The organism is Streptomyces sp. NRRL F-6492 (assembly GCF_001280125.1).
In the GTDB taxonomy this organism is placed as follows: domain Bacteria; phylum Actinomycetota; class Actinomycetes; order Streptomycetales; family Streptomycetaceae; genus Streptomyces.
This window is the reverse complement of sequence record NZ_LGEG01000058.1, coordinates 1-10,565: the sequence shown is the minus strand read 5'-3', so window position 1 is coordinate 10,565 and position 10,565 is coordinate 1. Positions and strand designations below refer to the sequence as shown.

The following is a 10,565-nucleotide window of genomic DNA, read 5'->3' as shown; positions in this document are numbered from 1 at the left end:
CACCTCACTGACGATGTCCTGCGGTACCCGGACCCAGTACGTGCGTCCGGGCGATCCTGATGGCGCTGCGCTCCTCCGTCCTCTCCTCGGTGATCAACTACTTACCGCTGGGTGCTGCTCTACTGCGGGTACTGCTGATGATGCGAACTGCTCCGTGGCCTGTGTCAGCGCCACTCTCCGGCAGCCAGCCCCGTTGCCCGTCCTGCGTCTGCTCTGGCCTGGAACCCCACTGCCGGACTTCCCGGTGCGCGCGTCCGCAGCCGACGCCTTCACCGGGGGTACTGCTCACTCGTTTCACTGCGGGGCACCGCGTACTGCACTCACCGGACCGCATCCACCATGCGGCGGTCCTGCTGCGGTGACTCCTGATCACTGCGAGCCACCAGGTCCGGCCGTCAGCCCCGTCGCCGTCCTGCAACAACCCTGGCTTCGGAACTCCACCGCCGTACCGTCCTGCGAACTGCAACTACCTGTACCGCTGATCCTGCTTGCCGGCAGTTCATCCCTGCCAGGCCTTGCTGTCCTTCTTGGCTACGAGAGAAACCATAGCTCCACCGCATCGCAATGTCTACTTTGGCCAGTGCAGATTTTCACGTGCGCCGCAGAAAGGTAATCCACCCCGAAGGGAACTGAAAGGTGAAGTAGAGGTTCGATATGTCCGATTAAAGGCTGAAGGTCGGGGGAGAAGCAGCGGCCAGGGAGTGCTGGCAGGGATAACGCAACGATCAGGAGGACCTGATGAGCACGATCAGCGTCGATGTCGAGTCCGGCCGCTCCCCCGGGTCCATTGCCACCGCACGCGACAGCGCCCGGCGCTTCCTCGCGAGCCTCCTCCCCCTACCCGCCCCCGAAACCGCCGAGAACGTGCTTCTGGTGGTCTCCGAACTCGTCACCAACGCCCTGCGTCACGGCGGCGGCACCTGCGTTCTGGACCTGACCGCCCATCCGGACGGCATCGAAGTAGCCGTGCACGACCAAAGCCCCCATGCCCCGCGCATGCGCACCCCCGACCTGAACGGGGGCACCGGAGGATTCGGCTGGCCCATGGTCAACCGGCTCACCGCGGCGACCGCCGTCACCCGCCGGACGACCGGTGGCAAGACCGTCAGCGCACTCCTTCTGCGATAACGCCAAGCGAAGGTGCCCGCAGCCACTGCCCTCAAAGATCCGTCCCGTCCGCGAGTCAGCCACCTGCACGCTTCGTAGCCGGGGACGTTGAGCCACAGGGGGGGCGCCGATGTTCGACGGCTCGGCGCTGGACGGTAACCCCGCCTGACACGGGCATCGGCATCCGGGATCGATCGGGCGTCGGTCGGCGGCTTGTGGGTGTGTTCAGTGTGAGCCGGCCTGCCGGGCCTGGCGTGTGGCGGTGCGGGGGTCACCGGTGACGGGTTGGCCGTGGCCGGGCAGGAGCAGGGTGGCGCCTGCGAGTTCGTCGATTCGGTCGAGGGAGGCCAGGGCGGTGTGGCTGTCGTGGGTGAAGCCGCGGCAGACCAGGGTGGGTCCGGTGTGTCCGGTCAGGCCGTCGTGGGTGACCAGCGCGTCGCCGGTGAAGAGCAGTCCGCGGTCGGGGAAGAGATAGCCGGTGCTGCCCGGGGTGTGGCCGGGCAGCAGGACGGCCTGCGGTGCGCCGGGGACCTCGTTCAGCCGCTGGTCGGCATCGAAGACGCGCACGCCGGGGGTGGCGGGGGCGGTGAAGGCTCCCGTGCGAGCGAGGTGCAGCGGGGTGACGATCGCGGCGGGCCGGCGCAGGAGGTAGGGCAGTGCGGAGCGTTCCGGCTTGGCGTGGCGCAGGGCACTGCGCGGACCGTCGCGCAGGATCGCGGCGTCGCCTTCGTGGACCCAGACGTCGGCGCCGGCCTGCTGGAGAGTGTGGGCCAGGCCGGTGTGGTCGGGATGTCCGTGAGTCAGGAGCACGGCCCGGATGTCGGTCAGGGAGCGGCCGGAGCCGGCCAGGTGCGCGCACAGCTGCTTCAGGTGGGCCGGCAGTCCGGCGTCGACGAGGACCAGGCCGTCGGGCTCCTCGACCAGGTAGAAGTTGACGACGTCGTCGCCGAGGCGGTCCACGCCGGGGGCGACGCGCCGGTCTGAGCGGGTGGAGCGGGGCATGCGTTCCTCCGGGGACGGGACGGAAATATTAGATACAGTTGACTGTAATGGATGAGAGGGAGAACGACATGCCCAGCGGGACTCCGCGCAGGCCGTACAACTCGGGACGCCGGCAGCAGGCCGCGCGCCGCAACCGTGCCGCGATTCTGGCGGCCGGCCGGGAGCTGCTGTTCCGCGACGGCTATCAGGCCACCACCGTCCGCGCGGTGGCCGAGCGTGCCGGCGTCTCCCCCGAGACCCTCTACAAGGCGTTCGGTGGCAAGCCGGGGCTGGTCAAGGCACTGTGGGACGTCACCCTGGCAGGGGACGACGAACCCCTGACCATGGCCGAGCGGCCCCAGCTCCAGGCCGTCCTGGCCACCCGCGACACCCACGCCAAGCTCCGCCTGTACGCCGCGTTCGTCCGCGGCGTCCACGAACGCCTCGCCGCCCTGTCCGCCCTGCTCGCCCAGGCCGGCCCCGAGGTCGGCCAGCTCCTCGCCCTCAGCGAAGAAGAGCGGATGACCGGTGTGAGCGCCTTCGTCGCCCACCTCGCCGACACGGGCGTCCTGCCCCCGGATGCCCACACGGCCCGCCTGGCGGACTCCTGGTGGGCCCTGACCGGCCCCCACCTCTACACCCAGCTCACCACCGGTCGCGGCTGGAACACCGACACCTACGAGGACTGGCTGACGGGCATGCTCGTCTCGGCTCTTCCGGACGCGACCTGAGCGCGGATCCATCACCGCCCGGTCGGCCGCGGCCGAGACCCACCGGGCCGTACGCCGCCCCCACGGCTTCAGCGACCTCCGGTGAACGACTCCTGAGGCCAACCCAGTGGCACCTCGCGGTAAGGCCGAACCCGACGGATGTCGAGCCGGGACCGCCATCCAACGACGTGTTCGGTACTTCACGAAGCACGAGGAACGGTCCGCCCAAGAAGGCGACGGACACGCCCTAAAGGGTGTTGCAGAAGGTTGCGTCCGGGCAGGCCGGAGAGGGGTTTGGCCTGTCGGTTCACCCGGTGCGGGCGAGGTTGTGCAGGGCGGCGACGGCTTGGACGGCATGGTGGAGGCCGTCGCCTCGCTGTCGGCAGTCGGCAGTCGGCAGTCGCGCAGGATCTTCCAGTTCTTCATCCGGGCGAAGGTGTGCTCGACCCGGACTCGCACTCTCCGGTGCTCGGCGTTGTCCTCCTCCTGCCCGCGCAGGAGGGGGCGGCCGGCTCTCTTGCGGTGCGGGACGATCAGACCGGTGCCGAGGTAGGCGCCGTCCGCGATCACCGTCGTGCCCGCCGCCAGGGCGGGCAGGTCCGAATCCCGCCAGACATGCACGCCGGCCTTGTTGCCCGGCGCCGGCCGGGCCACCGCGACGACCAGGCGGGTGTCGGCATCGATGATGACCTGCACATTCGCCGAGAACCGGTAGTTGCGGGACGAGGCGCCGACCTTGCGGTCGCGGACCGGGATCAAAGTACCGTCCACGATCCACAACCGGTCGGCGTCCGCCACCGGCCGCGGAGCCCGCTCGAGCGCCAGCAGCGGACGGAGCCGCTGGACGACCCGGCACACCGTGGCCGGCGAGCAGCCGAACAGCGGCGCGAGCTGCCGCATCGTGGGGTTCGTCCACCAGCAGCACCCGGTCCGGCAGCGGCAGACACCACGGCCGGCCACCACCCGGGCCCGTTCCCGCCCCGTTCGCGTACCGCCTTCACCAGCTTCACGAACCGGTCCATCCGCAAGCCCGTGAACGCCTCCACTCACACCGGCTCAGCCCCCAACACCCCACCCACAAAGGCAAAATGCCCAGAACTAAGCCTTCTGCAACACCCTTTAGCTCCAGTTGGCCAGCCAGCTCCCTTAGATCCCTCGCTCGCGTCCCGAGCGCCTTCGGCATGCCCTGAACCCCGGAAGTGAGAGCTTGTCATGAACAGAAGGACAGCCCTGGTCGTACCCCTCCTGCGGGGTGTGACGGTGATGGCTCATCTCCTCCTGCCCGACCCGGAGACCGCCGACGCCGCGTTTCCGCGCACCCCGCCACGAGCCTTACGCACCTCCGTACGCCCGCCTGCTCCTGCCCCCACACCGCCTCCCGCGCAGAGCCCCGAGCGTGCCGCGCGTGCGGCGCTCGGCGGCTCGGGCCGTTCGACGGCCGGTACGCGCTCGCTGTCGCGGATCTGACGTCGGGACGCGCCCTCACCCATGGCTCGGCCACCGGGACCTTCGCCTCGGCCAGCATCATCAAGGTCGACATCCTGGCCGCGCCGTTACTGCTCAGCCAGGACCGCGGAGTGCCGCTCACCACGGCCCAGCAGCGGCTTGCCTCCGCCATGATCCGCTTCAGCGACAACGACGCGGCGCAGGAACTGTGGGTGGGCATAGGAAGGCGCCGGGGGCTCGACGCGGCCAACGCGCGGCTCGGATTGAGCGCGGCCCACTCGGGCCAGCGCGGACCACGGTCCACGGTCCACGGTCCACGACCAGACGGCCCTGCTGAAGGCCGTCTTCACGGCCGACTCGCCACTGTCCGCCGCCTCCCGGGCGTATCTGCGCTCCCTCATGAGCGACATCGCCGCGGGTCAGGACTGGGCGTCGGCGCTGCGGCTTCACCCGCCTCCGGGTACGCCCTCAAGAACGGCTGGCTGCCTCGTGAGCCGACGGGCCTGTGGGTCGTGAACAGCATCGGCCTCGTCGAGCACTCGGGGCACTCCCTGCTCGTGGCCGTTCTCGCCGACGGCCAGGCCACCCGGCAAGCGGGCATCGCGCTCGTCGAGCGGACGGCGGCCGCCGCGGTCCACACCCTGGTCGGTTCGCGTTGAAGACGGCGTCACGCCGGGAACCTGCGGTCCACCCGGCGCCAGGCGGACCTCAGGACCCCCGCCCCCGCCGCCGCGATGGCCACGGGCACCCAGGGCATGGTCGTGCCGACCAGCTTGCGGACGAAGAAGCCCTGGAGCCGGGGGGCGGCATCCGGGAAACGATCTCCGCCGGTTCGGGAAGCGATCTTCGTAAGCCTCTTGAGGGCCTGGTCAGGCGCACTCGTGAACATCCCGCTTCTCGAATGGACCGGTCAGGGCGTGTCACTGGTGTAGTAGAAGCGGCAGGTGACGCCCGGGCCCGGTGCGCGCAGTTCGCCGGAGCGCGGGTCGTACAGTGCCCGTCCCCCGGGCCACCGGGAAAGCTCGGTGGTCAGGGCGGCGCCGTCATCGACCTCCTCACTCCGCCAGCCGTGGATATCCAGCAGGAGACCGTCCAGCGGCCCGCCGACGAGTTCGGCGTAGGTCCGTCCGGGCTTCGGCCCCGGGTCGGGGTCGTCGTGCTCCGCGCCGTACACCCGGCCGCGCAGCAGCTGCTCATCACCGTTCATACCGGCCAGCCTTCCAGCCGCCACCGACAACGGGGCGCGGACGGCACGGCCGGCCTGCGGATAAGGGCTCCTCTTCCCTACGGCTGTCGGGTGGGAAAGAGGCGTCCGCGCACGCGGACGACTTGCCCGTACGAGGTGACCTGCGAAAACAAAGGGTGCCCGTTTCACCGGGCTCCCACCTGTGGCTTTGTTCACGATTACGGGTTCTGGCACAACTTCTGTGAAGCAGCGTCGACCGGGCCCGCCCCTCGCATCACGGCAAGCCGCTGACCTGTCGGTTCTTCGAGTATGCCGACCTCGGTCACCAAGGATCGGCTCGGCTTCACAGAAGTTGCGCCAGAACCGGTTCTCGTAAACGGAGCCACCCCTCCCTGAGAAGGAGGATCTGCCTTGACTGTCCTGTGCCACCCAAAGTCGATCGCGTGCCATCAGACTCTGAGGGATAGGGAAAGCTGCACTGCCAGGTGACAGATGCAGGCCGTGACGGGGGGGCTGGTATGCGGTGGGTGTTCCGGTGGATCGTCAGGGGCTCGGGCGAGACGAGAGCCCTGGACGTGTACGACGTCGCGTTCTTGGCGGGCGGGGCCCGGCATGTGGTGGACAGTGCGGTCACCGCGCTGCACCAGCGTGGGTTGCTCGTGGTGAACAACGCACAGGTCCATTCCGTGGAGGGGAAGCAACCTCTACATCCGTTCGAGCACGCGATGGTCGCCTTCTGCAGGCACCCGACAGACATCGACATCGTACGAGCCGTCCTGCAGCGCTCCTCAGAGGTTGAGAAGATCGGCCGCGGGCTGGCCACGTGGGGGCTGGTGACGGGCGCGGAGCGTCAAATGACCCCTGCGGGCCGGCGACATCTCCAACAGGCCCAGCTTGACCCGCGCATGCTGGCGTACGTCTTCCCTCATCGCAGCCCGCGCTGGGAAGGGGCCGTGCCGCCCCCGGCGGGCCAGCCCCGAAGGCGGCCGGGCGGCAATCGTCGTCACGGCGGCCCCGGTCCCGGCCTGGATACGGATACGCACTCCGGCGGCGGTCACAGCGGCGGGGGCGGCGGGGGCGGCGGCGAGTGAGGTCCCACCGGCCACTTCGCCACGGGGTGAATTACTCAAACCCCGATGGCACGCTCCTGCCCTGGGCTTGCCCAGGGGCCGCGGGCAAGCCCGGGACGGTCGCAGCGGCTCGCCCGGGTCCGTGTGGAGGCCGGGCGAGCCGTGCCTCACCGCGCCTTCGGCAGCGCGGCCGGCGTGCGGCGTTCCTCGCCGCGGTCGACGATGCGCCACCCCGGCCGGCGCCGTTCTTCGTCAACAGGGGCAGGGGCGTGGTCGCCACGGCGAGGCGGTAGTTCACACTCCCCACCCGGCGGGTCCGTTCGTGGAAGGCGGTCTCCCTGGTGGCCGGAGCCGCGCGGCTCGGGGTGGGTGCGAAGACGAACAGCACCGGCGGGAAGGCCCGCTCCAGGGACGGTCCGGGGTAGGTCTCCTGCCGGTGGGAGTGCGGGGCGCGGGCGGCGTTGCCCCGCCCGGCAGCGGGTGTCTCGCGGTAGGCGTCGTAGCGTTCCGGTTTGCCGATGAGGCGGGCGTAGGACGTGGTGCGGTCGATCTCCACGAACGCGCTCGTCCCGTCGTCCAGGAGCACCACGCCGTCGGGCAGGAGCACCACGCCGTCGGGCACGAGGGCGCCGGCCGGGGTGGAGTGGGCGACCTCCACGCGCCAGTCCGCGTGGTCGGCGGCCTCGGCCCGGTGGAAGGCGATGACGGTGTCGACCAGGACGAGGCCGTGCTCACGCAGCCCCGTCTTGTGGGCCACGCGCCGTCCGGTGATCCGGCCGGCTGTCGGCGCGAGTTGGGCGGAGGCGGCGGCTTCGGCGAGACCGGCCGGAGTGCAGTACCAATAACTCTGCTGTGCGCGGTGGGACCGGCCGACCAGGGCCGGGGATTGCTCCAGCAGGTTGCGCGGCGCCCGGCGCACATGATCCGTGCCCTGCTGGTGCGGCAGCAGCAGGGCCTTGAGCTGACGGGGCGTGGCCGGGCGCAGCCGGGCGAGGGCGAGCAGGACCTCGCCGCGGATGTCCGCGCCGGTCTTCGCCGCCGTCTTCCGGGTCCGGGACGCTCCTCCAGGCACATCAGGGACAGGAGAAGAGGAGTTGCAACCGGCCGGAGTGGGTGAATCGGGGGGCTGATCAGCAACAACCGTCATTGGGCGGCTGGAAGCTGCGGGGCTGGGTGCGCGGCTTGTCGTGGGGCTCGCCGTAGGACTCGCCGTCGCAGCGGGATCCGCCGGGGTCGGCGGGGCGTGCGGGGTGGGGGCGGTGGTCATCGCTTCCTCACGGTTCTCCGGCCTGCGCGGCCGGGTCGGCAGTCGTCCGGCCCGCACACAGGCGTGCGCGCGCCGGGGCCGCCGTGTACGGGCACCCCTTGACCGCGGTCCGACCGACCCTGCCACCGCCCGCCCGGTCCCTCCTTGACCACCCCCTTGCCGTTTTGGTTTGTCCATGACCGGTGTGACCTTGCCGGGTAGTTGGCCAGCATGTGGGGAAGAGCGCGAGGTCAGTGTTTGAGGTTGCGTCGGGGTTGGCCAGGATGTTGAGCGCTCGCCGGCCAGCGCTGGCGTACTCGGCGGTCTGAATCTGGAGGCTGTGGGCGTAGGATCTCAAGGATGCGGATAGGCGAACTTGCCGAGCGCACGGGCGTGAGTCCGCGCTCACTGCGGTACTACGAAGACCGGGGACTGCTGACCAGCTCACGCTCCGGCGCGGGGCAGCGTCACTATTCCGATGCTGCGGTCCAGCGTGTGTCGCTCATCCGGCAGCTGTTCGACGCGGGGATGTCCAGCCGGGTGATCGCGACTGTGCTGCCGTGTGTGGACATCCCGGGTGACCTGGGCGTCGCCGAGGAGACGTTCACGGCGATGATGCGCGAGCGCGACCGGATCGACGCCGACATCGCGCACCTGATCGAGACCCGGGATGCACTCGACGTGCTGATCAGGGCCAACAGCCGGCACCGGGCGGAGCTGTCCACGGCCCCGGAACCGGTCGCGCGGTCGACCTGATGCTGTGATCTGCGTCTCAGCCGGTTGCCCCTGACATCAATGTCAGAGGTGAGGATGGCGACAGCGCCCGGAATTACCGGGTCGGTCATACGAGAGGCGGCGGAAGATGGGGCGGGCATGGGGTTTCGACAGGTACGGCGGGCCCGAGGTGCAGGAGTTCTTCGATCGTCCCGATCCCGTACCCGGTCGTGGTGAGGTGCTGATCCGGGTCGACGTCGCCGGCGTGAATCCCCTCGACCACCTTCTGCGCTCAGGTCTGGTCGACGGGCTCGACGGCGGGCGTCCGTTTCCCCGCGTGCTGGGCATGGAGGCAGCCGGAACCGTTCTTGCCCGGGGCGAGGACGTCACCGGGCTCGAGGTGGGCGACGCGGTCTTCGGCTTCGCACTGACCGGCGGCGGCACCTACGCCGAGACCACGGTGCTGTCCGCGCCGAACACCGCGCGCATCCCGGCAGGTCTGTCCGCAACCGTGGCGGCGACGCTGCCGGTGGCCGGGACGACCGCGGTGGACGTGCTCGACCAGCTCGGACTCCCGGCTGGTGCCACGGTCCTGGTCAACGGGGTCGGAGGCGGGGTCGGCCTTGCCGTCGCCCGGCTGGCCGTCGGGCGCGGGTTGCTCGTGATCGGCACCGGGAGTACTGCCAAACGCGAGCACGCCGAGGGCATCGGGGTGCGGTTCATCGACTACACCGCCGAGGACGTCGCCGCCTCGGCACGCGAGCTGGTTCCGGACGGCTTCGACGGGATCGTCGACCTGGTCGGAGGCACCTCGCTGCGGACGGTCGCTCCGCTGGCCCGGGACCCCCGCGACGTCATTGCTGTGGGTGACACGTCCGTGCCCGATCTCGGTGGGCGTTTCGTCGAGCGTCGCGTCGACCGCGAGAACCTGGAGCGGTCGGCCCGGCTGGCCCTCGACGGAGTCCTCACGCCCGTCATCACCGTGGTCCATCCGCTCTCCGAAGCCCCGGCCGCCCTCGCCGCCGTCGAGAACGGGCACGCCTCGGGCAAGGTCGTCATCAAGGTGGCATGAGAAGCGTCCGGCCGCCTGACGTCGGGACCGCCCCTGCGGACTGGCGAGAACCCGTGGTCAGCGCGGCGGAGCGCACTCCGCCCGGATCGCGGCCGAGTCCCTGATCGAGTGCATGCAGGAGGTCGACCAGGTGAGCCAGTTCCTCGCCGACATCCGCGGCGACGTCGCCGCCCGATGGCCGGCCACCGCCTGAACCACCCGGGGCAGCACACGCCGGTGGACTCCACCCGGCAGCCGTGGCGGTGTGTGGAGCCCACCGGTGGAGTGGAAGGGAAGTGAGCTGCCGCCAATCTGAATACACAGGTCAAAGGGCTGGTGTGACCGGCCCTCGGGATACTCACACCGGTTATGGGCCAGTGTCTGCGAAGTAGATCGTCCGCCCCCCCTGATGTTCATCATCCGTAAGCTATTAAGGTTGTCCTATAGGCCTTGAACTGCGGGAACGGCGGGACAATTAGCCGTTGCGGGCGGGGCGGGGGACCTTCGGGACATGATCGCGAAGGCAGATGAAAGGGTTCTGGTGCCGGAGAAGTCCTCTCCGCTGTGGTGGCTGTTCGCCGCGATCAGTGTGGCTCTGTATCTCGCCGTGATGTTCCCTGGGATGGTCAACCGGCGGCAGATGGTCTGGGTGTCGTGCGGTCCGGTGGCATCGTTCCTGGCGATCATGGCTTTCAGCGCCAACTACGACTGGTCTCTGAACGAGCTGCTGCCTGTCTACTGCGGGGGGATGCTGGGCATCGCCCTGGGTGTCGTGGGCCACGGGAAGGCGATGCGTGCCTTCATGGCGTGGCGAGCGGAGAACCCCGGCAAGCCTGACGACGAGGGACCAGGTGTTCCCTGGATGCTCCAGATAGCTTTCACGCTGCCGATCTTCCTCGGTGGCGCGTTGTGGTACGTGAACGCTTACTGAGCCTCTTTCATCCTGAATAGTTGCAGGTCAGCAGGGTGTGGACGGCTTGGACGATGGTGCTGATGCGGCGGGTGGAGCATCGGGCTCGTCGGAGGATGCGCCAGGACTTCAGTTGGGCGAAGG

11 protein-coding genes and 2 pseudogenes are annotated in these 10,565 nt (G+C 69.7%); 7 read left to right on the top strand and 6 right to left on the bottom strand.

The features are described 5' to 3' along the window. Positions 1 to 738: 738 nt before the first annotated feature. A complete protein-coding gene (locus ADL08_RS07615) occupies positions 739 to 1,128 on the top strand; it encodes an ATP-binding protein (protein ID WP_053641305.1) in 390 nt (129 codons plus the stop codon). Between the two features lie 204 nt (positions 1,129 to 1,332). Here ADL08_RS07615 and ADL08_RS07610 read toward each other — a convergent pair whose 3' ends face one another. Further along, positions 1,333 to 2,109: an MBL fold metallo-hydrolase gene (locus tag ADL08_RS07610; RefSeq protein ID WP_053641304.1), complete on the bottom strand. Its 777-nt coding sequence runs from the start codon at positions 2,107 to 2,109 to the stop codon at positions 1,333 to 1,335. A gap of 68 nt (positions 2,110 to 2,177) precedes the next feature. Here ADL08_RS07610 and ADL08_RS07605 point away from each other — a divergent pair, with 68 nt between their 5' ends. Further along, positions 2,178 to 2,819: a TetR/AcrR family transcriptional regulator gene (locus tag ADL08_RS07605; protein ID WP_053641307.1), complete on the top strand. Its 642-nt coding sequence runs from the start codon at positions 2,178 to 2,180 to the stop codon at positions 2,817 to 2,819. 286 nt (positions 2,820 to 3,105) lie between these two features. On the opposite strand, the pseudogene ADL08_RS35210 reads toward ADL08_RS07605, so the two are convergent. Beyond that, a pseudogene (locus ADL08_RS35210) lies at positions 3,106 to 3,820 on the bottom strand (transposase family protein). 936 nt (positions 3,821 to 4,756) lie between these two features. On the opposite strand from ADL08_RS35210, the gene ADL08_RS37070 reads away from it, so the two are divergent. Further along, positions 4,757 to 4,903, top strand: a complete 147-nt coding sequence (locus tag ADL08_RS37070; protein WP_159042998.1) for a hypothetical protein — start codon at positions 4,757 to 4,759, stop codon at positions 4,901 to 4,903. An 8-nt stretch (positions 4,904 to 4,911) separates the two neighbouring features. Here the strand turns inward: ADL08_RS37070 and ADL08_RS07590 are convergent, their stop codons facing one another. Continuing rightward, positions 4,912 to 5,133, bottom strand: coding sequence for a hypothetical protein (locus ADL08_RS07590; protein WP_053641301.1), 222 nt, complete (start codon positions 5,131 to 5,133; stop codon positions 4,912 to 4,914). A 21-nt stretch (positions 5,134 to 5,154) separates the two neighbouring features. Further along, positions 5,155 to 5,451, bottom strand: a complete 297-nt coding sequence (locus tag ADL08_RS07585; protein ID WP_053641300.1) for a hypothetical protein — start codon at positions 5,449 to 5,451, stop codon at positions 5,155 to 5,157. Between the two features lie 497 nt (positions 5,452 to 5,948). Here ADL08_RS07585 and ADL08_RS07580 point away from each other — a divergent pair, with 497 nt between their 5' ends. After that, positions 5,949 to 6,521, top strand: a complete 573-nt coding sequence (locus tag ADL08_RS07580) for a TIGR04222 domain-containing membrane protein (RefSeq protein WP_053641299.1) — start codon at positions 5,949 to 5,951, stop codon at positions 6,519 to 6,521. Positions 6,522 to 6,552: 31 nt separating this feature from the next. Here ADL08_RS07580 and ADL08_RS07575 read toward each other — a convergent pair whose 3' ends face one another. Further along, positions 6,553 to 7,572, bottom strand: a complete 1,020-nt coding sequence (locus ADL08_RS07575; RefSeq protein ID WP_234352040.1) for a replication-relaxation family protein — start codon at positions 7,570 to 7,572, stop codon at positions 6,553 to 6,555. 534 nt (positions 7,573 to 8,106) lie between these two features. Here ADL08_RS07575 and ADL08_RS07570 point away from each other — a divergent pair. The 3 genes from ADL08_RS07570 to ADL08_RS07560 all read left to right on the top strand — a co-directional run bounded on the left by ADL08_RS07570 (position 8,107) and on the right by ADL08_RS07560 (position 10,442). Further along, positions 8,107 to 8,502, top strand: coding sequence for a MerR family transcriptional regulator (locus ADL08_RS07570; RefSeq protein WP_053641298.1), 396 nt, complete (start codon positions 8,107 to 8,109; stop codon positions 8,500 to 8,502). Positions 8,503 to 8,608: 106 nt separating this feature from the next. After that, entirely contained in the window at positions 8,609 to 9,532 is a 924-nt protein-coding gene (locus ADL08_RS07565; protein ID WP_107091977.1) for an NADP-dependent oxidoreductase, read from the top strand. 490 nt (positions 9,533 to 10,022) lie between these two features. After that, positions 10,023 to 10,442, top strand: a complete 420-nt coding sequence (locus ADL08_RS07560) for a hypothetical protein (RefSeq protein WP_053641297.1) — start codon at positions 10,023 to 10,025, stop codon at positions 10,440 to 10,442. Between the two features lie 7 nt (positions 10,443 to 10,449). Here ADL08_RS07560 and ADL08_RS36485 read toward each other — a convergent pair. Further along, a pseudogene (locus ADL08_RS36485) lies at positions 10,450 to 10,565 on the bottom strand (IS5/IS1182 family transposase); the annotation flags it as partial.

Excerpts from the sequence above, each read along its gene's own strand:
- ADL08_RS07615 (WP_053641305.1), top strand. The coding sequence starts at position 739 with ATGAGCACGATCAGCGTCGATGTCGAGTCCGGCCGCTCCCCCGGGTCC.
- ADL08_RS07560 (WP_053641297.1), top strand. The coding sequence starts at position 10,023 with ATGATCGCGAAGGCAGATGAAAGGGTTCTGGTGCCGGAGAAGTCCTCT.
- ADL08_RS07570 (WP_053641298.1), top strand. The coding sequence starts at position 8,107 with ATGCGGATAGGCGAACTTGCCGAGCGCACGGGCGTGAGTCCGCGCTCA.
- ADL08_RS07605 (WP_053641307.1), top strand. The coding sequence starts at position 2,178 with ATGCCCAGCGGGACTCCGCGCAGGCCGTACAACTCGGGACGCCGGCAG.
- ADL08_RS07590 (WP_053641301.1), bottom strand. The coding sequence starts at position 5,133 with ATGTTCACGAGTGCGCCTGACCAGGCCCTCAAGAGGCTTACGAAGATC.
- ADL08_RS07610 (WP_053641304.1), bottom strand. The coding sequence starts at position 2,109 with ATGCCCCGCTCCACCCGCTCAGACCGGCGCGTCGCCCCCGGCGTGGAC.
- ADL08_RS07585 (WP_053641300.1), bottom strand. The coding sequence starts at position 5,451 with ATGAACGGTGATGAGCAGCTGCTGCGCGGCCGGGTGTACGGCGCGGAG.
- ADL08_RS07565 (WP_107091977.1), top strand. The coding sequence starts at position 8,609 with ATGGGGCGGGCATGGGGTTTCGACAGGTACGGCGGGCCCGAGGTGCAG.
- ADL08_RS07580 (WP_053641299.1), top strand. The coding sequence starts at position 5,949 with ATGCGGTGGGTGTTCCGGTGGATCGTCAGGGGCTCGGGCGAGACGAGA.